Source organism: Microbacterium sp. Z6_144 (assembly GCF_057197625.1).
Genome location: NZ_JBXVPT010000001.1, coordinates 55,507 through 75,222 on the forward strand (window position 1 = coordinate 55,507; position 19,716 = coordinate 75,222).

Here is a 19,716-nt window from a genome sequence, read left to right on the forward strand (position 1 = left end):
CCTCCCTCACAGCGCCGGGTACAGGGATGCGTACGACTGCCCGAGCACGTCGCCGGCGAAGAGGCCGACCCACGCACCGGCGACGATCCACGGGCCGAAGGGGAGGGCCGAGCGCCGGCCGGCCCGACGCCCGATCAGCAGGGCGATGCCGAACACGCCGCCGAGCACGAACGCGGCGAACGCCCCGATCAGCAGCGGCCACCAGCCGAGCCACGCCAGCATGAGCCCCACCACCGCGGCCAGCCGGACATCGCCCCCGCCCATGCCGTCAGGGCGCACGAGGCGCAGGATCCCGTAGAACGCATAGAGCGCGCCGGCGCCGATCACGGCGCGGGCGAATGCCCAGCCGTCCGCGCCGAGCACGCACGCGACGGTGAGGAAGCCGGCGCAGACCACGAGCGTCGTGGAGGTGATCGCGTGGGGGAGGCGACGAGTGTCGAGGTCGATGGCGGTGAGGACGATCCCGGCGGCGGCGAACCAGAGGTACGCCGCGAGCACGCCCAGCTGGGCGGTGACCGGCCCGGCGAAGGGCTGCGCCCCGGCCAGCACGCCCAGCACATCCGCACCGGCGTTCGGCGTCGGCGGCGTCCCGCCGAGCAGACCGGTCGATGCGGCCCACCACGCGGCCACCCCGGCGAAGACGACGCCGGTCGCGAGCTCGACCAGCGGGTAGCGCACGGGGATGGCGGTGGCGCACGAGGCGCAGCGCCCGCGCAGCGCGAGCCACGACAGCAGCGGCACGTTCTGCCACCACCGCACCGGAGCGTCGCAGGCCGGGCAGCGGCTCTCGCGCAGCAGCGAGACGCCGGCGGGCACGCGGTACGCCACGACGTTGAGGAACGACCCGATCACGAGACCGAAGACGCCCGCGACCACGGCGACGAAGACGAGGAGGGGCGCGGAGGTCACGGTGTCCCCACATCCCGGCGCGACACGACGGCGCCGAGGGTGTAGTCGCCCGTCTCCACGACGACCGGGGTGCCGCCGTAGCCGCCGTCCGGTGCCGGCATGCCCGGAAGGCTCATGAGCTCCCCCTTGATCGTGATCTGGCCGCCGGAGTTGAAGCCGTTCGTGTAGAGCGAGCCGAGCAGCACGCCGCCGCCCGACACCGACAGCCGGCAGGGCGTGTAGATGAGCGAGCGCACGCCGTCGAGGTTGGCGCCGTTCGTGTCGAAGTTCGTCGCCGTCGCGCCGGCCGGGCAGCTGGGTTTATCGTCGTCGACGGTGTCTTCGGTGATGAACCAGACCCGAGGCTGGGCCCCGGCGGCCGACTTCATCGTCAGACCGGTGGTGTTGTACTTCTTCGCCAGGAGCACGACGTGCGAGGCCTTGAGCACCGGTGACGGGTTGCCGCCGGCGTTGGAGGTCAGCTGGGCGCACGCGCGCGCGTCGACGACGACGGTGCCGGTGTAGTTGGCGAGGTCTTTCCAGCCCTGGTTGGCGAACGTGCCGTTGTTCTCGTTGAAGTACCGGCACGACGTGGTGCTCATGTCGGAGACGTTCCGCAGGGTGATGACGGCGGCGCCCGGCCAGTCCGAGGATTTGTACGCGTAATCGAACCAGCCGGGCAGCGTCGGCGGCGGAACGGCGGGTATCGCGCCGCTCTGGATGACGCCGCCCTCGACGCGTCCGCCGTTGATGGAGGGTGTCTGACCGGTCGGGAGGGTCAGCTTCCCCTCCACGACACGGTTGTTGACCGTGACGGCTCCGCGGGCGATCACGTCGGCGTGCATGCGTGCCCCGCTCCACAGCAGGTCGAGCGCACCGCCGACGCGCACGGTCGACAGGGGAGAGCCGGCCGCGCCTCCGATGCTGCTGTTGATGCGGGAGGTCCCCGTACCGGCGGCGGTGATGTCGCCGGCGACCGTGGTGGCGCCGCCGTTGAAGGTGACTGTTCCTCCGGCGTAGATGTCGCCGGTGACGTTGCAGCCGTCGGAGGAGGTCACATCGCCGCCGACGATGAGGTTGCCGGGGATGCCGAGGCGGCAGCCGAAGGGGCCCTTCACCGACACGAGCTGGGGTTCGTTGCTGCCGTGAGCGAGGAGCGTAACCTGCCCCATGGTCGAGCCCTCGTACAGCACCAGCCCCACCGGCGTGAGGGACGGGTCGACCACCTCGGCTGTCTCGGCGACGAGGGAGTACACGGTGCGGACGGTGGCGGATGCTCCGGCCGCCGTGCCCGTCGCGGTCAGGGTCGCCGTCGTGCGGGCGCCGTTGCACACGACGGTCGCGGTGTAGTTCGCCCCACCGCCGTTCCCGGGAAGGGACCCGGCGGGAACGGCGGTGGCGCACACGTCGCCGGTCTTGGCGGCGGCGACGGCCGCGGCCATCCCCGCGTCGGCGGCGGCCTGGGCCTGGAGACTTCCGCGGACGCCGGCCGCGCTGCGGGTGGTGTTGACGACGGCGGCCGAGAGGGTGACGGTGAGAAGTCCCAGCACCAGGGCGATCACGATCACCGAGATGAGGGCGGCGCCGCGGTCATCGTCCACCGGAGCCTGACGGGCGGGGCGGCTCACCAGCATCGGATCGGCGCTCCGTTCTGGTGCGCCCGCGCGACGGCGGAGCCGGCCACCGAGGCGAGGCTCCGCTCGTTCAGCTGGGGCTGCTCGGCGGCGGCGATCGTGAGATTCCACGACAGGCGGCTCCCGTCGACGGTGAAGTACGGCTGAGGCGACCCCGCGGCGTTGGTGGCGGGCCGGGCATTTTCGGCCAACACGCCCCATGTCGCGGCAGGGGCGGGGACGGCCGCCGTGGCGGCGAGGCCCGGGTAGGTGCGCGTGCGCACCTCGAACCGCCCGTCCGCACCGGCGCGGCGGCCGGCCGCATCCCAGGTCTGGAGATCGACGACAGCCCAGGCTCGGCATTCCCAGCCCGAGGCGCCGGTGGCCACGCGCGCCCGGACGACGGTGCCCCCGCCCGCGGTCGCCGTCACCGAGACCGCGGAGGCGTTGCGCACGCTCGTGGTGAGCGAGGTGCTGATCGCCTGGACCCGGCCCGTGGCGAGGTCGCGATCGCGCGTGGCGGCGTTGGCCTGCAGAGTGGTCACGAAGATCGTCGCCACGACCCCGAGCAGCACGGCGCTCACGAAGACGGTGATGAGCAGCTCGACGAGGGTGAGGCCGGCGTCGGCGTCGAGCGGCTCGGAGGGGGCGGTCACGGCGCGGTCACCACGATCTTGGTCGCCATCGTGACCACGGCGGCGGTCGGGTCGGATGCGTCGGGGTCGCGCACGACGGCCGTGACGGTGAGGGCCGCGGGGTAGGCCGACGGGCACGCGGCCGGGGAGAGGTCGGCGACCAGGCCGGAGGCGGCGGGGTCGGGGACAGCGGTGCGGGCAGCGCTCCGCACCTCGGCGCACGAGTTGGCGGACTCATCGGGGAAAAGCGCCCGGACGCCGGCGAGTTGGCCGGAGGCGAAGGCATCGGCGGCGACGGCGTCGCGGTTGCCCGCGCTCAGCTTCGTCGCCTGGAGGGCCAGCGGCAGGATTGCCATGGCGATCACGGCGAACAGCAGCATCGCGATCACGACCTCGACGAGGCCGATGCCGTCGTCGAGGTCGGGAACACGGTGTTCGCCGCGCATGCGCTGCGTCCTTCGGGGAGGGGGATGAGGAACGGCCGGGCCGACGTCTGGGGCGTCGGCCCGGCCGGGGGGCGATTGGGCGTTAGCCGTCTGTCCCGCCGGGAGCGTCGGGGCAGGGGCCCGACTGTCCCTCGACGTCACCCTTCGTCGCGGTGACGCAGTAGTTCTCGAGGGTGGAACCCGTGACCTCTACTTCGATGCCGTTCTCGACCGTTAGGTTGGCGACGGAGGCGGGCTCGCCCTGGGCCAGCTGCGCTGCCACCTGCGAGGCACCGTTGGCAGCTGCGGTGTCCACGCTGCTCTGCTCAGCCTGGGCCTGCAGGCCCATGAACACGGGCACCGCGATCGCGGCGAGGATGCCGAGGATCACGACGACGACGATGAGCTCGATGAGCGAGAAGCCGGACTCGCCGGTCTCCTCTTTGCGACGCTTGAGGGCGTCCAGGTAATTCTTCATTGGGGGTTCTCCGATGCTGGGGCGAGATTCCGGGTGCGAGAGGTCGGTCTCCCGCTCTTCCCACCATGACGGCAGCACCTCAGGTCGCCGATACCCTCCGGTCAGTCGTTCCTCAGCGTTGCCTCAGGTCGAATGTCGCTGACGCGTGCGACGAAGTTGAGCCGGTTCATATCAAGTTCATTTGACATGCCTCGGCGGTGCCCGGTAACCTTGAGTCATCGCGGCTCAACCCATCGACGCCCCCCGGGGTCACCCCGTACCGTCGAGGAGCCGCACCAAGATTTCACCACCACGAGCCGCCGCATCCGGCGGTTCATAAGAAGGAGAGAACACATATGCCCCGTGCAGTGGGAATCGACCTCGGTACGACCAACTCGGTCGTGAGCGTCCTCGAAGGCGGCGAGCCGAAGGTCATCGCGAACGCCGAGGGTTTCCGCACGACCCCCTCGGTCGTCGCATTCACGAAGGACGGCGAGGTCCTCGTCGGTGAGACGGCCAAGCGCCAGGCCGTCACCAACGTCGACCGCACCGTCTCCAGCGTCAAGCGCCACATGGGCACCACGTGGACGTTCGACGTCGACGGCAAGAAGTGGACGCCGCAGGAGATCTCCGCGCGCATCCTCCAGAAGCTCAAGCGCGACGCCGAGGAGTACCTGGGTGACGCGGTCACCGACGCCGTCATCACGGTGCCGGCGTACTTCAACGACGCCGAGCGCCAGGCCACCAAGGAAGCCGGCGAGATCGCCGGCCTGAACGTCCTCCGCATCATCAACGAGCCCACCGCCGCCGCACTCGCGTACGGCCTGGACAAGGGCAAGGAGGACGAGCTTATCCTCGTCTTCGACCTCGGTGGCGGAACGTTCGACGTGTCGCTCCTCGAGGTGGGCAAGGACGACGACTTCTCCACGATCCAGGTGCGCTCCACCGCCGGTGACAACCGCCTCGGTGGTGACGACTGGGACCAGCGTCTCGTCGAGTACTTCATCAAGCAGTTCAAGGACACCACCGGTGTCGACGTCTCCGGCGACAAGATCGCGCTGCAGCGCCTCAAGGAGGCTGCTGAGCAGGCGAAGAAGGAGCTGTCCAGCTCCACGTCCACCAGCGTCAACCTGCCGTACCTGTCGCTGACCGAATCCGGTCCGGTGTCGCTGAGCGAGACCATCACGCGCGCGAAGTTCGAGGACCTCACGAAGGACCTGCTCGACCGCACGAAGAAGCCGTTCGAAGACGTCATCCGCGAGGCCGGCGTCAAGGTCGAAGACATCGCGCACGTCGTCCTCGTGGGCGGCTCGACGCGTATGCCCGCCGTCGCCGAACTCGTCAAGCGCGAGGCCGGCAAGGAGGCCAACAAGGGCGTCAACCCGGATGAGGTCGTCGCTGTCGGCGCCGCGCTTCAGGCCGGCGTGCTGAAGGGCGAGCGCAAGGACGTCCTCCTCATCGATGTCACCCCCCTGAGCCTCGGTATCGAGACCAAGGGCGGCATCATGACGAAGCTCATCGAGCGCAACACCGCCATCCCGACCAAGCGGAGCGAGACCTTCACGACCGCCGACGACAACCAGCCGTCGGTCGCGATCCAGGTCTTCCAGGGCGAGCGCGAGTTCACCCGCGACAACAAGCCGCTCGGCACGTTCGAGCTGACCGGCATCGCCCCGGCCCCCCGCGGCATCCCGCAGGTCGAGGTCACCTTCGACATCGACGCGAACGGCATCGTCCACGTGTCGGCGAAGGACAAGGGCACCGGCAAGGAGCAGTCGATGACGATCACCGGCGGCTCGTCGCTGGCCAAGGACGACATCGAGCGGATGGTGCGCGAGGCCGAGGAGCACGCTGCCGAGGACAAGAAGCGTCGCGAGTCGGCCGAGACCCGCAACCAGGCCGAGACCCTGTCGTACTCGGTGGACAAGCTCCTCAAGGACAACGACGACAAGCTGCCCGCCGAGGTCAAGACGTCGGTGCAGGCCGATGTCGACGCTCTCAAGTCGGCGCTCGCCGGCGAGGATGACGACGCCGTGAAGACGGCGTTCGACAAGCTGAGCCAGAGTCAGAGCGCGATCGGCGAGGCCATCTACGCCTCGTCGCAGCAGCCGACCGCCTCGGAGGAGGCGCCGGCCGGCACCCCGGGAGACGGCACCACGCCCAACCCCGAGGAAGACGTGATCGACGCCGAAGTCGTCGACGACGAAGACGAGAAGAAATAGGTAGGAGTTATGGCAGACAAGGACGACGCAACGTTCCCTGAACCGAACGAGGCTCAGGGCTCAGGCGCCGCTCCTGACGAGACGACGGGGTCGGATGCCTCGGGTGCACAGCCCGACGCGGCATCCGGCCCCGCGCCGTCGGGCGAGGCGGAAGGGCAAGAAGACTTCACCATCGACGACATCCTCGGTGCTCAGCAGACCGCTGAAGCCGCCGCGGAGGACCAGCCGCTCGAGGGTGGTCAGGGAACGTCCATCGACGAGCGCGAGTCGACTCTTCTCAGCGACCTCAAGCGTCTGCAGGCGGAGTACGCGAACTACCGCCGTCGCACGGAGGACCAGCGCGAACGGGAAATCGAGCGCGCCAAGGGCGAGGCCGCCAAGGGCCTGGTCCCCGTGCTGGATGACCTCGACCGCGCCGCGAAGCACGGCGACATCGAAGCCGGGACGCCGTTCGGGGCGATCGGCGAGAAGGTCCGCGCGGTGGCCGAGCGCCTGGGCGTCGTGTCTTACGGGGAGGCGGGCGAGCCGTTCGACCCGCAGCAGCACGAGGCCATCTTCCAAGCGCCCACACCGGGTACGACCGTGCCGACGATCCTCGAGGTGGTCGAACTCGGCTACCGCCTGGGCTCTGTGGAGTTGCGACCCGCGAAGGTCGTCGTCGCCGTCCCGGCCGAGTAGGAGAAGGTATGGCGAGTCAGGATTGGTTCGACAAGGACTTCTACAAGGTCCTCGGCGTCGATAAGGACGTCAGCGCAGCCGACCTGAAGAAGACCTATCGCAAGCTCGCCCGGAAGTATCACCCGGATTCCAACCCGGGGGATGCGAAGGCAGAGGCGACGTTCAAGGACATCAGCGAGGCGTACGCCGTGCTGAACGATCCCGAACAGCGCGCCGAGTACGACCAGATCCGGGCGATGGGGTCAGGTGCCCGCTTCACAGCGGCGGGTGGCAACACCGGCGGCTTCGAGGACGTCTTCAGCGCGTTCGGGCAGGGGCGCGGAACCCGCTCCCGCGCGAGCGACGCCGGATTCGACGACTTCTTCACGATGTTCGACCAGGGCGGCGGGAGTTTCGGCTCCGGGCGGTTCGGGCAGACCAGTGGAGGCTTCCGTGGCTTCGGCGGCCCGCAGCGCGGCGCCGACGTGACCGCGCGCACCACGATCGACTTCGTCACCGCGACCAAGGGCGAGACCATCTCGCTGCAGGGCGAGGACGGCAAGCCGTTCAAGGTGAAGATCCCTGCGGGCGTCTCCGACGGGCAGAAGATCCGGCTCCGCGGTCGCGGCCGTCCGTCTCCCGACGGCGGCGAGGCCGGCGACATCGTCGTGCAGGTCGCTGTGCGGCCGCATCCGGTGTTCACCCGCGAGGGGCTGAACCTGAGGGTGACGGTTCCGGTGACCTTCACCGAGGCCGCGCTGGGCGCGACCATCGAGGTGCCCACGCTGGGCGGAGACCCGGTGAAGCTGCGCGTGGCCCCCGGCACGCCGTCGGGGCGGGTGCTCCGCGTCAAGGGTCGCGGGGTCCACACGACCAAGGGCACCGGTGACCTCCTCGCCGAGGTTCAGGTGGTGGTGCCGTCGCACCTCGACGACGCTGCCCGTGAGGCGCTGGAGCGATTCTCCGAACTCGAGCCCCGGGAGAACCCGCGGGCCGACCTCATGGCCAAAGCTCGCGGCTGACGCGCGGAGCGGTGACGACGAATGGCTGAGAAAGAGATCGACGAGGACACGCCGATCTTCGCGATCGCCGTGGCGGCCGAACTGTCGAACATGCACCCGCAGACGCTGAGGCAGTACGACCGCATCGGTCTCGTCGTTCCCGCCCGCACGCAGGGCGGGTCGCGGCGGTACTCGACGCGGCACGTGCAGCAGCTGCGCGAGGTCGCCCGCCTCTCGGGCGAGGGCATGAGCCTCCCCGCCATCGCGCGCCTGCTCACCCTCGAGCAGCAGGTGCACGATCTGCACCGCCGCGTCTCCGACCTCGAGCGGCAGCTGCTGCTCGAGCGGCAGACGCGCCCCGGCGCGCGCGTGTTCGCCGCCGGTTCGACGGGCGCGGTCGTGCCGCTGCGTCACGGTGTGCGGGTGCGGCGGGCCACCGACGTGGTGCTGTGGCGCCCGAGGCATCCCTCTTCCGACGCCCAGCCGCCCGCCGCCGACTGAGGCCGCCGCGGCGATGCGGCGACCGCGGGTCGCTCACAGCCCGCGAGTGAACGGCTTCCCGCCGAACGGACGGGTAAACCGCGTCGGAAGGTCGTGCGCTCGACAGGAACCCGTGCATTCGCGGCCCGCGGGAGGGGGGGATCAGGGACGGTCGCCGCCGAGGATCGCCTCCGCGAGGGCTCGGTCCGTCACGATCTCGGTCAGCAGGCCCGACCGGGTGACCGCTCGCGCAGCGCGTGCCTTCTTGGCCCCGCCGCCGACGAGGATGACGCGCGTGGTGGCCCGCAACTGTTCCTCCGTGATGGCGATGCAGCGCTCAGTGAACTCCTTGGCGATCACTCGGCCGTCGTCGTCGATGAGAAGCCCGCCGACCTCGGCCACCACACCGCGACGCTCGAGGTCCACGCGGATCTCCTCCGGCACGGTCTCGCGCAGTTGCGACTCGGGAGGAGACCAGGACCCCAGGGCGAGTACGGCCGCGTCGAGCGTGTTCATCCGTTCGAGCACGAGCGCGACGTCGCGCTGGGCCCGAAGGGCGGCTGCGGTCCTCGCATCGTCGACCACCATCGGGGTGAAGATCGAGTGGGCGGACCCCCCGGAGTTCAGCGCAACCATCCGAACCATCTCGATGGGGGAATCGGAGAGTTCTGCCCCGACGGTCCCGGTGAGCTGGACCACGGACACCTTGGGGAGGGCCGGGAGGCTGTCGGCCATGGCGCGGATCGTGCGGCCCCAGCTGACCCCGAGCGTGTCACCGGTGCGCAGCGTCCGCTGCAGGTGATCGGCCGCCGCCCCGCCGATCTGTTTCCGCACATCGTCCGGTGTGCCGTGCGCTTCCACCACCGTCGCGTGATGGAGGCCGAGATGGTCGGCCAGTCGGCGCGAAAGGTCGGGAATCACCACGCCGGCGTCATCGATCTCGATTCGGACTACCCCGAGTTCGCGGGCAAGCTCGAGAAGCCGCGCGACCTTGAATCGGCTGAGGTTGAACTCCTGGGCGATTTCCACCTTGCTCGCGTCCTCGAGGAAGAACCGCCGAGCGACCGCAGCAACCAGCGCGCGGTCGGTGTTCTCCGGTGAATGCTCCTTCACGTGCCGACCCCCTCGCTCCTGCATCAGGTTAGTGCGCGCGTTTTGCGTTCGATTGCGCTCTCCCCTAATGTACTCATATGAGCGTGCTGCATGCTCATATGTGCAAATCGATGACGATCAGAGGCGACGACGCCTGAGAGGGACCACTCCATGAGCACTGCATCGCAAGACACCGCGGCCCGCGCCGTTTCGGAGGTCGGCGATCTCCTCGCCCAGGTGCCGGAGTCGACCTATGACGCCCTCATCGATGAGCTTCGAGGCGCGCGCACGATCGTGCTGCACGGCGTCGGTCGCGAGGGCCTGATGATGCGCGCACTCACCATGCGCCTCATGCATCTGGGCTTCGATGCGCATGTGCTCGGTGACATGACGGCTCCTCCCGTGCGGGAGGGCGACCTCCTCGTGGTGAGTGCCGGCCCCGGACACTTCGGGACGATCCAGGCCCTGCAGAACATCGCTCGTGACGCGGGCGCCCGCAACCTCCTGGTCACCGCCAACCCCGACGGCGCCAGCGCGGCGCTCGCCGACACCGTGATCGCGCTCCCCGGGCCGACGATGAACGAAGACCTCGAGGTGCCGTCGAGTGCCCTCCTCATGGGCAGCGTGTTCGAAGTCGTGCAGCTCTTCTTCTACGACGTGGTCGCCGCCCGGTTGAGCGCGCTGCTGAACCAAGCGCCGGAAGCGGCGCGGTTACGGCACACCAATCTCGAGTAGACCTGCCGCCCCGTCCGCGCTATCCCTCTCACCACCCGATCCGCGGGGCAATGCCCCGCAGGTTTCGCTGCGCCCGCAGCGCAACCGCGCCTCGAAAGGAAACCCACAATGACTCGCTTTAGTGCAAAGACGCTCTGCGGTCTCGCCGTCGTCTCGGCGCTCGCCCTCACCGGCTGCGCCGGTGGTGCGGGCACGACCGCCTCCGACTCGTCCGATGCCTCCGATAACGTCACCGTCGCGATCGTCCCCAAGATCCAGGGCGTCCCCTTCGCCGACGCACTCAAGCGCGGCGCGGAGGATGCCGCGAGTGAGTTCGGATTCACCTCCAACTTCACCGGTCCCACTGCCGCCGACCCGGCCGCGCAGGCCGATGTCGTCCGCTCGCTCGTGCAGCAGGGCGCGAACGCCATCGTGGTCGCGCCGAACGACCCCGACTCCATGGGTCCGGTCCTCAAGGAGGCCAGCGAGCGGGATGTGGCAGTCGGCACGGTCGACACCGACGCGCCCGACTCGGTGCGGTCGGTGTTCGTCAACCAGGCGTCCTCCGAGGCGATCGGTCACGCGCTGGCTGAGCAGGTGTTGACTCCCATGGGCGGAACCGGCGAGCTGGCCATCGTCTCGTGCGGAAAGACGGCGGCGAACCTCAATTCCTGGATCGCTGAGCTCGAGGAGTACGTCGCGGCGGAATACCCCGACGCGACCATCGTCGACGTGGTCTACGCGGACGAGGATGAGACCAAGGCCGTGTCCATGGCGAAGGATCTGATCAACGCGCACCCCGACCTCACCGGGCTGGTCGGAATGTGCACGCCGACGGCCCCCGGGGTCGCCCGCGCCGTCCAGGAGACCGGCAACATCGGCAAGATCTTCACCACGGGCGTCGGTACGCCGAACTCCATGGCGCCGTACCTGGAGGACGGCTCCTCGAGCGCGTCGGTGCTGTGGGACGTGGAGAACCTCGGCTACCTCGCAGCCTGGGCCGGGTACACGCTGGCAACGGGCGGCGAGATCGCCGCCGAGAACGAGGTCGGCCGCATCGGCACCGTCGTCTTCAATGAGGACACCGGCGAGCTCCTGCTCGGCGACCCCCTCATCCTCACCACCGCGAACGTCGGCGACTTCGACTACTGAGCCGCCTGCGGGGCGGCCTCGGCCGCCCCGCATCCGGAGGGATACACGATGACAATCGATGCGGACGCGACCGTCGCCGAGGGCGACGCGACCCTGCTGCGCGCGGAGGGCCTCACCAAAGCGTATGGGGGAGTGCGCGCGCTCCGCGGCGTCGACTTCACGGTGGATCTCGGTGAGGTGCACGCGTTGGTGGGCGAGAACGGTGCCGGGAAGTCCACGCTCATAAAGATGCTCTCGGGAGTCGAGAAGCCCGACACCGGCATCATCACCGTGCGGGGCCAGCAGCTCACCCCGGGAAGTCCGAGCGCTTCGCTGGCTGCGGGCATATCGACCGTCTACCAGGAGCCGCACCTGTTCTCCGAACTCACGGTCGCGGAGAACCTGTTCCTCGGTCGCGAACTGCACCGCCCGGGGGGTCCCGTCCGGTGGGGCGAGCAGTTCGATGAGGCAGCGACTCTCCTCGACCAGATCGGACTCGACACCGCCCTGGCGCCGCGTCAGGTGGGCGACCTGAGCATCGGCGAACAGCAGCTCATCTCCATCGCCAAGGCGTTCGCGACCCGCGTGCGGGTCCTCATCCTGGACGAGCCCTCGGCGATTCTCGCGGACCACGACATCGAGACCCTCTTCGGTGTGGTGCGACGGATGCGGGACGCCGGCGTCGGGGTCATCTACATCTCGCACCGCCTCGACGAACTGGGCCAGATCGCTGATCGCGTGACGATCATGCGGGACGGCGCTGTGGTCGAAAGCCGTCCGATGGCGGCACTCACCACGCGCATGATCGCCGAGCTGATGGTGGGCCGCGAACTCGAGGACGTCGACGCGGGTGTCCGCAGTACCGGGGGAGAGCCCGGGCTGGAGGTGAGGGGGTTGTCGGCCGGCCGGGCATTGCACTCGGCCGACCTGTCCGTGCGTCAGGGCGAGATCGTCGGCGTGTACGGCCTGATCGGGTCGGGTACCACCGAGCTCGCGCGCGCCCTCAACGGCGTCACGCCGGCGCGATCGGGCGAAATCCGCGTGCGCGGGTCCCGCCGCCGTATCGCCTCGCCTCGAGACGCGGCCAGGGCAGGCATTGCGATGCTGCCGGGAAATCGCAAGGTGCAGGGCGCCTTCCTCGATAAGTCGCTCACCTTCAATCTCACGGCCTCTCACCTGCGCCGGTTCTCCTTTCACGGGCTGTTCATGAGAACGGCGCGGGAGCGTGCGAGCGCCATCGACGCCATGCGCTCGCTCCGGGTCAAGGCGCCGCATCCGGAGACGCCGATCGGTGCGCTGTCCGGCGGAAACCAGCAGAAGGTCGTGCTCGCACGCCAGCTCATCGGAGATCCCCACGTGCTGCTGCTGGAAGAGCCCTCGCAGGGGGTCGACATCGGTGCGAAGGGGGAGATCCATCGCCTGGTGCTCGAGCTTGCCCGGGCGGGTGCTGCCGTGCTCCTCATCTCCTCCGATCTGGACGAGGTGCGAACCCTCGCCGATCGCGTCCTGATCATGCGTCGCGGTGGCGTGGTGGCCGAGTTCGCGCGAGGCGCGTCGACCGCGCGCATCCTGGCAGCGGCATCCGGCGACGACACCGCCGAGGCGCCCCTGATCGCCCACCACTCCGAGGAGGTTCGGGGATGACCGCCGTCGCCACTGTGCGCCGCCGCCGCGCGCTGCCTCTGCTGCAGGGACAAGAACTCGTACTCATCGGGGTTCTCGTGCTGCTGTGGGCGGTGCTGGCCGTTGCGACAGACACGTTCTTGACCGCCAACAACATCGGCGCGATTCTGTACCAGGTCGCGCCGATCGCGCTCATCGGCGTGGGCATGACGGCTGTCATGGTCACCGCCGGCATCGACGTGTCGGTGGGGAGCCAGATCGCGGTCGTCATGGTCGTACTGGCCAAGATGCTGCGCGACTTCGACGTACCGCTTCCCCTCGCCATCGTGGCAGGTGTGCTCGTCGGCGTCGCGCTGGGGAGCGTCAATGCCTTCCTGGTGACGGTGACTCGGATCCATCCGATCATCGTCACCTTCGGAACGCTCAACATCTTCCGCTTCGTGGCGCTGCAGATCTTCGGCGATCAGCAGGTCGATGGTGTCCCAGGCACGCTTGCGGTGATCGGCGGATCCAACACCGCCCGGCTGTTCGGCGTGCCGAACGCGTTCTGGATCATGATCGTCGCCGTCGCGATCGTCTGGGTGTACCTGCGGTACTGGGCGGGCGGGCGTCACCTCTACGCGATCGGCGGCGACGCGCTGGCCGCACGGCTGGCGGGAGTGAAAGTGCGGCGGGCCACGGCGGGCGTCTACGTCCTCACCGGCGCCTGCGTGGGGATCGCCGGTGCCATCATGCTCGGCTCGGGCGGCCTGGTGCAGCAGAACATCGGAGCAGGACTCGAGCTGCAGGTGATCGCCGCTGTCGTCATCGGCGGCACGTCGGTGCTGGGCGGACGGGGCACGGTGCTGGGAACCCTCCTCGGTGCACTGCTCGTCGGCAGCGTCGGCAGCGCCGTCACCCACCTCGGGTGGCCGAGCGAGCTGTCCAACCTCTTCGTGGGCGCCTCCATCGTCATCGCCGTGGGTGTCGACCTCGCCCGCCAGAAGAGAAGGGCCCGCCTGTGAACGCGAGAACCGCTCGTTCATCAGACACGCGGATGCGCGTGCCCGCACCACAGCGGATCGCCGAGGTGGCGCGTGATCGCACCATGCTGCTGGTTCTCCTCACCGTCGCGATGCTGGTGACCTTCTCCCTGCTCGGTGCGAACGGCATGCTGCTGGGTCCCTTCACCGTGAGCTACCTGCTGAGTTCGTTGATCTCACTGGTTCCGCTCGCGCTGCTCGCACTGGCGCAGACATTCGTGATCATCTCCGGCAGGTCGGGCATCGACCTGTCGGTCGGAGGGATGGTCTCCCTCGCCGGCATGATCTTCGCGGGTCTGGTGGGTCCGCTCGGGTGGGACGTGCTCCCGGCTGCGGCTGTGACGGTCGCCGCGGGCGCGGTGTTCGGCGCCCTGAACGGCTGGCTCGTGGGCTACCTGGGCTTTCCGCCACTGATCGCGACGCTCGCCACCGCCTATGTCTTCGGCGCCGCCGCTCTGCTTATGACCGGCGGGGCGCCGATCTCCGGCGAGCGCGTCGCCGCAACGAACGCGCTCACGTCGAGCATCGATCTCGGCGCGCGGCTGTACCTGCCGATGCACGTGCTCACCATCCTGCTCCCGGCCGTCATCGTGACCTGGTTCGCGCTCTCGCGTTCGCCCTGGGGGCGCTCGCTGTACGCGGTGGGCACCAACGACACCGCCGCGCTCTACGCGACTCTGCCCGTCCGGCGCATCCGCGCCTCCGCCTATCTCGCGTCGGGCATGCTGTGCGGTCTGGCGGCGATCGTGAACGTCGCCCAGTTCGCGTCGGCCCGCCCCGATGCGGGAACGGCCGGCAACGGGCTCGCGCTCCCGGCGATCACGATCGCCGTGCTCGGAGGAGTCGCGATCCAAGGCGGCCGCGGGCGCATCAGCGGGACCGTCGTGGCGGCGCTGCTGGTCACGTGGCTCAACGCCGCACTGCTCATCACGTTCCCCGGATCGTCAGGGCCCCGTGCGCAGCTGCTCGCCCTCGGCGTCCTGCTGGTGGGAGCCGTGTACCTGAACTCGCTCCAGCTGAGGAAAGTCCCTCTCGCGCGGTGGACCAGGCGCCGCCCGCTTCCGCCTCCGGACGGGGTGGACCATCCCCCCGCCGATCCGCACCGAACGAACGAGGTTTCCTCCGATGCCCAGCATCAGCGCTGACGCGCTCGACATCGCCCGCGCTCTGATCCACGCCGAGGCCGACGCCGTCCGTTCGGTGGCGGATCAGGCGGACGCCAGTTTTGCCGCGTCGGTGGATCTTGCTCTGGCCACCAAGGGCAAGATCTTCGCCGTCGGTTCGGGCACGTCGGGGATGGTCGCGCGACGCCTCGCCCATCTGCTGTCGGTGTGCGGCAGCCCCGCAGTGTTCCTCCACCCGATGGATGCACTTCACGGCAGCTCGGGCGCGCTGAGCGAGGGCGACCTCGTGATCGCGATCTCGAAGGGCGGGCAGTCCGCTGAGATCAACGATCTGCTCGTCCTGGCCCGAGCGCGTGGCTGCAAGATCATCGCCCTGACCTCACAGGCCGCCTCGCCGATCGCGGCGCTCTCCGACGTCACCGTGCTGCTGCAGTCGCCGGCGGAGGCGGACCCGGGCGGCATCGTGGCCATGGGCAGCACCCTCGTCTCAGCGGCCTGGGGCGATGCGTTCGCCTACGTGCTGATGCATTACAACGGGTACAGCTGGAAAGAGGTGCTCGAGGCGCACCCTGCCGGGGCCGTCGGCCGAATCGCGACGGAGCCCGAAACGGTGCGCAAGCTGGCGTGAGCCGACCTCAGGACAGGGGAGACAACCATGGCAGTCGTCGCCGGCGTCGACAGTTCGACGCAGTCGTGCACGGTGGAGCTCAGGGACTCCGGGACGGGGCGACGCCTCGGTAGCGGGCGCGCTGCGCACCCCTCGAGCACCCCTCCCCGCAGTGAACAGGACCCCAGGCGGTGGTGGAGTGCGCTCGGCGAGGCGCTCCGCGCGGCGACGGACTCCGCAGGCGTGCGGGCCGATGAGATCGACGCCATGAGCATTGCGGGCCAATGTCATGGCCTGGTGCTCGTCGACGAGACCGGCGCCCCGCTGCGCGACGCAAAACTATGGAATGACACCGAGTCGAGCGCCCAGGCCGACGCCATGGTGGCAGACCTCGGCATGGCGGAATGGGCGCGTGCCGTCGGCTCTGTGCCGACGGCGGCGTTCACCATCACCAAGCTGGCGTGGGTCGCGGAGCATGAGCCGCATCTCCTCCCGCGCGTGGCGCACGTGCTTCTGCCGCACGACTACCTCACCTTCCAGCTCACCGGTTCTGCCGTGACGGACCGTTCCGAGGCCTCGGGCACCGGTTATTACTCCGCGACCACCGGCCGCTGGAACATCGACCTTCTCCGCCGCTTCGTGTCCTCAGAGATCGCATGGGAGGCGCTGCTTCCCCGTGTGCTCGGTCCCGATGAAGCCGCCGGCACGGCCTCCTCTGCGGCGGCCCGCGCTCTGGGCCTGCGCCCCGACGTCGTCATCGGGCCGGGAGCGGGTGACACCCACGCCGGTGCATTGGGCATGGGGATGCGCCTGGGTGACGTGGGATACAGCCTCGGGACGTCGGGCGTGGTGTTCGCCATGTCGGACGCGCCCATCCATGACCGCAGCGGCTGGGTGAACGGTGTCGCGGATGCGACGGGCGCTTACCTTCCCGTGATCTGCACGCTGAATGCGACGAAGGTCACCGACACCTTCGCGACGATCCTCGGAGTCGATCTCGACGGGCTCGGCCGGCTGGCCCTGGCCGCCCGTCCCACGCCCGACCGTCCGGTGCTGGCGGCGTACCTCGACGGTGAGCGTTCACCCGACCGGCCGTTCGCATCGGGGACGCTGCATGGCCTGACGACGAGCACCAGCCGCGAACAGGTCGCGCTGAGCGCCTTCGAAGGTGTCTTGCTGGGGCTGGTCCGTGGCCAGAGGCTGCTCGAAGATCTGGGAGTCCCCACCGACGGTGACATCGTGTTGATGGGCGGCGGTGCCCGGGGAGAGGCGTACCGTCGCGTCCTCGCGGATCTCACCGGCCGGGACGTGATCACCAAGGACGCGCCCGAGGCGGTCGCTGCCGGAGCTGCGGTGCAGGCAGCTGCGGTGCTCGAGGGCCGGGACGTGGGAGAGGTGCGGGATGCGTGGAGTCCCGGCCTTCTCACCCGTACGCACCCGCGGCCCGACGCCGTATCCGTCGCGGGACGGTATCTCGCCGTCGCCGACTGGCGCGGTGGCGATCAGCCGAGACGGGAGCTGCCCTCGGAGCCACCGCCCCCCGCGTGAACATGGCCTCGCGAGCCCACACTCTCTCGACGCCTCGAGGATGTGCGCCCGGCCAGAGGGTAGCGTCGCGCGGCGTCTCCTGCACCCGCGAGTGAACGGCTTCGCGCCGAACGGACGGGTAAACCGCGTCGGAAGGTCGTGCGCTCGGCGCGAACCCGTGCATTCACGCCCCGCGGGAGGGGGGCAGGGAGGGCGCGGGCGACACCTACGTCAGCGTCGGCGGCGTGCCCGTTCGGCGAGCGCGTCCATGGCCTGCAGGACGTCGCGAGCCGCCCACGTCCGGTTCCGCCGCCCCGACCCGACCTGCGTGAGGATGCCGTCGTCCACCAGGCGGTCGATCGCGAGGAGGGCGTTCGGAGCCGTGACGCCGAGGTGCGACACCGCCAGACGCGAGTTGATGACGGGCTGGCGTTCCAGCAACTCCATCAACCGGCGGGCAGCCGAGCCTTGACGTGATGTCGCGCGGTTCCGCCACGATGCGCGTACCGCGTCGAGGTCGTCCATGAGCACGCGACTGGAGGCGACCGCCGTATGGGCCGCGCTGGCGAACACGTCCACGATGGGATCGACGTGGCCCGCGCGGTACTTGGTGAGGGCGTCGAAGTACTCCGCGGTGTCCTGCAGCAGCCCGGCAGAGAGCGGGACGACCACGGCGCGCGTGACGTCTGCGCGGCGGAGCATCGCCTGCATCAGCGCCCGGCCCGTCCGGCCGTTCACCTCCAGGAAGGGGTGGATGGTCTCGTACTGCGCGTGGGCGATGGCGATCTGCGCGAGCGCCGGTACGTCCGTGCGGCGGATGAAGCCCACGAGGTCGGTCATGAGCTCGGCGACCCGGGACTGATGGGGCGGGACGAAGGAGGCACGCTGAGGTCCCAGCGAACCGCCGCCGATCCATACCTGCTGGTCCCGCCACCGCCCGCGACGGTCGGGCCGCGTGGAGGCCATGAGGGTCCGCTGGATCTGAACGATCGCGTCCTCGGTGAGAGATCCCGCGAGGCTGAGGGCCACCTCATCCGCCCGGACATGGGAGGCGATCTGCCGCGCGGCCGGTTCGAGGGACTCGTCGATACCCGCGAGCATGAGAGCGCCGGCGGACGCCGTGACGCGTTCGATCGCCGAGCTGGCCGTGCACTCGGCGCGCAGCAGAAGCGCCGGGAGCGCGGCATCGCGTCCGCCGAGTTCGGCGTCGAGCCGGATCAGGTCGCCGGTCGCGTCGAACGCCCGCGAGAGCGTATCGGGTGCGATCGGCAGCGCGAGCGAGGAGACCGACGGCGGCACGGACGCTCGGTAGGGACCGGACACGGCGCGATGCGGGCTGAAGGAGTCGCGGACATCCGCGGCCGGCTCCCACGTGCGTTCCTCGTACGAGACGGCTGGCCACGTCATAGTGCTCCCCGTCATGACTCCACACTACTGTTCTGAATACCTCCACATCCGATAATAAGGCGGCCGTTGCGATCGGCTCCGCCGGGTATCGACCTCATGCCGGGCGTTGTGGTCGGTAGTGACGAAAACGGCCGGTTTCCACTTTGACTCCCCCTCCCGCTGCTTCCTAGAGTCGCCAGGTCGGCCACTGGCGGCCGGGTGAGCGAGGGCCTCGATGACGTCGTACTCCCTGTGGATGCTGGAGTATTCGCACTGTCTGGAGCAGCCGATGGGGTGCATCTTCTACGGCGTGTGGGACGGCTCGACGCGCATGTTCGCGTACTCGTACGTCTACGTCGAAGGCGCCGGTCACAAGATCCTCGTCGACGTCGGCCACGACAACCGCGGCTCGAACAAGGCCTACAACGACGTGAACGACATCGTCGACTTCCAGGCCCCCGATGCGGTGCTCGCGAAGGTGGGCGTCAAGCCCGAGGACATCGACACCGTCATCCTCACGCACGCGCACTACGACCATGCCGGCGCGGCACGGTACTTCCCCAACGCGACCTTCTACCTGCAGCGCGTCGAGCTGGAGAGTTCGCGATGGGCACTGGAGAACGCCCACCTCTACGCCTCGATCATCGGTGCCCTCGACCCGGAGGATGTCTCGATGCTCGAGGAGATGGCCGCGGACGGGCGGCTGCGTCTCCTGGACGGACCCGTGGAGAACCTCTTTCCGGGCCTGCACATCCGCACCGCGCTGGACACCCACACCATGGGCGGGCAGTACGTCGTCGTGGACGACGGCGAGGACAGCTGGGTCATCACCGGTGACGCCCTGTACTCCTACGAGAACGCCGAAGGGATCGGCGGTTCCGGTGTGCCGGTGAACATCGGCTTCGGCGGGGGCAGCGGATGGCGAGGCCTCCAGATCATCGACGAGATGGCCCGCACGGCCCGCGACACCGACCGACTGGTGATCGTGCACGAATACGACACGTTCCGGCGACACCCGTCGCGGACGTACGAGGACGGCCTGAGCGTCGCCGAGCTTCTGCTCGCGTCGGGGGTCTCCTCGCGCATCACGGACCCGGACCCCTCATAGACGA

At 69.4% G+C, this 19,716-nt stretch carries 19 protein-coding genes; 12 read left to right on the top strand and 7 right to left on the bottom strand.

Annotated features, from left to right (window positions below; all coding sequences use genetic code 11):
• Nucleotides 1–6 precede the first annotated feature (6 nt).
• From AC2DGY_RS00290 to AC2DGY_RS00310, 5 genes are all read right to left on the bottom strand, one after another.
• Nucleotides 7–909 (bottom strand): prepilin peptidase, encoded by a 903-nt coding sequence (locus tag AC2DGY_RS00290; RefSeq protein ID WP_484507698.1) that lies wholly within the window; start codon nt 907–909, stop codon nt 7–9.
• Entirely contained in the window at nt 906–2,516 is a 1,611-nt protein-coding gene (locus AC2DGY_RS00295) for a hypothetical protein (protein ID WP_484507699.1), read from the bottom strand. Before AC2DGY_RS00295 ends, AC2DGY_RS00290 begins: the two co-directional genes overlap by 4 nt.
• Entirely contained in the window at nt 2,513–3,157 is a 645-nt protein-coding gene (locus AC2DGY_RS00300) for a PulJ/GspJ family protein (protein ID WP_484507700.1), read from the bottom strand. The genes AC2DGY_RS00295 and AC2DGY_RS00300 overlap by 4 nt, the downstream gene beginning before the upstream one ends.
• Complete coding sequence (locus AC2DGY_RS00305) at nt 3,154–3,582, bottom strand: type IV pilus modification PilV family protein (protein ID WP_484507701.1); 429 nt, start codon at nt 3,580–3,582, stop codon at nt 3,154–3,156. Before AC2DGY_RS00305 ends, AC2DGY_RS00300 begins: the two co-directional genes overlap by 4 nt.
• Nucleotides 3,583–3,664: 82 nt before the next feature.
• On the bottom strand, nt 3,665–4,039 hold the full coding sequence (locus tag AC2DGY_RS00310) for a type II secretion system protein (RefSeq protein WP_484507702.1): 375 nt from the start codon (nt 4,037–4,039) through the stop codon (nt 3,665–3,667).
• A 335-nt stretch (nt 4,040–4,374) separates the two neighbouring features.
• Here AC2DGY_RS00310 and dnaK point away from each other — a divergent pair, with 335 nt between their 5' ends.
• Genes dnaK through AC2DGY_RS00330 form a run of 4 tightly spaced genes read left to right on the top strand, consistent with a single transcriptional unit; the run spans nt 4,375 to nt 8,399 of the window.
• Entirely contained in the window at nt 4,375–6,240 is a 1,866-nt protein-coding gene (dnaK, locus tag AC2DGY_RS00315) for a molecular chaperone DnaK (RefSeq protein WP_484507703.1), read from the top strand.
• Nucleotides 6,241–6,249: 9 nt separating this feature from the next.
• Complete coding sequence (locus AC2DGY_RS00320) at nt 6,250–6,918, top strand: nucleotide exchange factor GrpE (RefSeq protein WP_484507704.1); 669 nt, start codon at nt 6,250–6,252, stop codon at nt 6,916–6,918.
• Nucleotides 6,919–6,926: 8 nt separating this feature from the next.
• Nucleotides 6,927–7,919 (top strand): DnaJ C-terminal domain-containing protein, encoded by a 993-nt coding sequence (locus tag AC2DGY_RS00325; RefSeq protein WP_484507705.1) that lies wholly within the window; start codon nt 6,927–6,929, stop codon nt 7,917–7,919.
• Nucleotides 7,920–7,940: 21 nt separating this feature from the next.
• Nucleotides 7,941–8,399: a heat shock protein transcriptional repressor HspR gene (locus AC2DGY_RS00330; protein WP_484507706.1), complete on the top strand. Its 459-nt coding sequence runs from the start codon at nt 7,941–7,943 to the stop codon at nt 8,397–8,399.
• Between the two features lie 141 nt (nt 8,400–8,540).
• Here the strand turns inward: AC2DGY_RS00330 and AC2DGY_RS00335 are convergent, their stop codons facing one another.
• The gene (locus AC2DGY_RS00335; RefSeq protein ID WP_484507707.1) at nt 8,541–9,491 is read right to left on the bottom strand and encodes a sugar-binding transcriptional regulator; all 951 of its coding nucleotides are present in this window, start codon (nt 9,489–9,491) and stop codon (nt 8,541–8,543) included.
• Between the two features lie 150 nt (nt 9,492–9,641).
• Here AC2DGY_RS00335 and AC2DGY_RS00340 point away from each other — a divergent pair, with 150 nt between their 5' ends.
• The 7 genes from AC2DGY_RS00340 (at nt 9,642) to xylB (ending at nt 17,239) form a co-directional block, all read left to right on the top strand.
• Entirely contained in the window at nt 9,642–10,205 is a 564-nt protein-coding gene (locus AC2DGY_RS00340) for a phosphoheptose isomerase family protein (protein WP_484507708.1), read from the top strand.
• Nucleotides 10,206–10,313: 108 nt separating this feature from the next.
• Nucleotides 10,314–11,336: an autoinducer 2 ABC transporter substrate-binding protein gene (locus tag AC2DGY_RS00345; RefSeq protein ID WP_484507709.1), complete on the top strand. Its 1,023-nt coding sequence runs from the start codon at nt 10,314–10,316 to the stop codon at nt 11,334–11,336.
• Nucleotides 11,337–11,384: 48 nt separating this feature from the next.
• Nucleotides 11,385–12,959, top strand: coding sequence for a sugar ABC transporter ATP-binding protein (locus AC2DGY_RS00350; protein ID WP_484507710.1), 1,575 nt, complete (start codon nt 11,385–11,387; stop codon nt 12,957–12,959).
• The gene (locus AC2DGY_RS00355; protein ID WP_484507711.1) at nt 12,956–13,942 is read left to right on the top strand and encodes an ABC transporter permease; all 987 of its coding nucleotides are present in this window, start codon (nt 12,956–12,958) and stop codon (nt 13,940–13,942) included. The genes AC2DGY_RS00350 and AC2DGY_RS00355 overlap by 4 nt, the downstream gene beginning before the upstream one ends.
• A 38-nt stretch (nt 13,943–13,980) precedes the next feature.
• The gene (locus AC2DGY_RS00360; protein ID WP_484507712.1) at nt 13,981–15,105 is read left to right on the top strand and encodes an ABC transporter permease; all 1,125 of its coding nucleotides are present in this window, start codon (nt 13,981–13,983) and stop codon (nt 15,103–15,105) included.
• Nucleotides 15,086–15,712, top strand: coding sequence for an SIS domain-containing protein (locus AC2DGY_RS00365; RefSeq protein ID WP_484507713.1), 627 nt, complete (start codon nt 15,086–15,088; stop codon nt 15,710–15,712). The genes AC2DGY_RS00360 and AC2DGY_RS00365 overlap by 20 nt, the downstream gene beginning before the upstream one ends.
• A gap of 27 nt (nt 15,713–15,739) precedes the next feature.
• Nucleotides 15,740–17,239 (top strand): xylulokinase, encoded by a 1,500-nt coding sequence (gene xylB, locus AC2DGY_RS00370; RefSeq protein WP_484507714.1) that lies wholly within the window; start codon nt 15,740–15,742, stop codon nt 17,237–17,239.
• A 210-nt stretch (nt 17,240–17,449) separates the two neighbouring features.
• On the opposite strand, the gene AC2DGY_RS00375 is transcribed toward xylB, so the two are convergent.
• A complete protein-coding gene (locus AC2DGY_RS00375) occupies nt 17,450–18,640 on the bottom strand; it encodes a Fic family protein (RefSeq protein ID WP_484507715.1) in 1,191 nt (396 codons plus the stop codon).
• A gap of 199 nt (nt 18,641–18,839) precedes the next feature.
• On the opposite strand from AC2DGY_RS00375, the gene AC2DGY_RS00380 reads away from it, so the two are divergent.
• Nucleotides 18,840–19,712, top strand: coding sequence for an N-acyl homoserine lactonase family protein (locus tag AC2DGY_RS00380; RefSeq protein WP_484507716.1), 873 nt, complete (start codon nt 18,840–18,842; stop codon nt 19,710–19,712).
• Nucleotides 19,713–19,716 lie beyond the last annotated feature (4 nt).

What these genes read in the sequence shown, in the direction of transcription:
- AC2DGY_RS00340 (WP_484507708.1), top strand. Translation starts at nt 9,642, where the DNA reads ATGAGCACTGCATCGCAAGACACCGCGGCCCGCGCCGTTTCGGAGGTC.
- AC2DGY_RS00350 (WP_484507710.1), top strand. Translation starts at nt 11,385, where the DNA reads ATGACAATCGATGCGGACGCGACCGTCGCCGAGGGCGACGCGACCCTG.
- AC2DGY_RS00320 (WP_484507704.1), top strand. Translation starts at nt 6,250, where the DNA reads ATGGCAGACAAGGACGACGCAACGTTCCCTGAACCGAACGAGGCTCAG.
- AC2DGY_RS00380 (WP_484507716.1), top strand. Translation starts at nt 18,840, where the DNA reads ATGACGTCGTACTCCCTGTGGATGCTGGAGTATTCGCACTGTCTGGAG.
- AC2DGY_RS00345 (WP_484507709.1), top strand. Translation starts at nt 10,314, where the DNA reads ATGACTCGCTTTAGTGCAAAGACGCTCTGCGGTCTCGCCGTCGTCTCG.
- AC2DGY_RS00355 (WP_484507711.1), top strand. Translation starts at nt 12,956, where the DNA reads ATGACCGCCGTCGCCACTGTGCGCCGCCGCCGCGCGCTGCCTCTGCTG.
- AC2DGY_RS00305 (WP_484507701.1), bottom strand. Translation starts at nt 3,582, where the DNA reads ATGCGCGGCGAACACCGTGTTCCCGACCTCGACGACGGCATCGGCCTC.
- AC2DGY_RS00330 (WP_484507706.1), top strand. Translation starts at nt 7,941, where the DNA reads ATGGCTGAGAAAGAGATCGACGAGGACACGCCGATCTTCGCGATCGCC.
- AC2DGY_RS00365 (WP_484507713.1), top strand. Translation starts at nt 15,086, where the DNA reads ATGCCCAGCATCAGCGCTGACGCGCTCGACATCGCCCGCGCTCTGATC.
- dnaK (WP_484507703.1), top strand. Translation starts at nt 4,375, where the DNA reads ATGCCCCGTGCAGTGGGAATCGACCTCGGTACGACCAACTCGGTCGTG.
- AC2DGY_RS00325 (WP_484507705.1), top strand. Translation starts at nt 6,927, where the DNA reads ATGGCGAGTCAGGATTGGTTCGACAAGGACTTCTACAAGGTCCTCGGC.
- AC2DGY_RS00310 (WP_484507702.1), bottom strand. Translation starts at nt 4,039, where the DNA reads ATGAAGAATTACCTGGACGCCCTCAAGCGTCGCAAAGAGGAGACCGGC.
- AC2DGY_RS00375 (WP_484507715.1), bottom strand. Translation starts at nt 18,640, where the DNA reads ATGACGGGGAGCACTATGACGTGGCCAGCCGTCTCGTACGAGGAACGC.
- xylB (WP_484507714.1), top strand. Translation starts at nt 15,740, where the DNA reads ATGGCAGTCGTCGCCGGCGTCGACAGTTCGACGCAGTCGTGCACGGTG.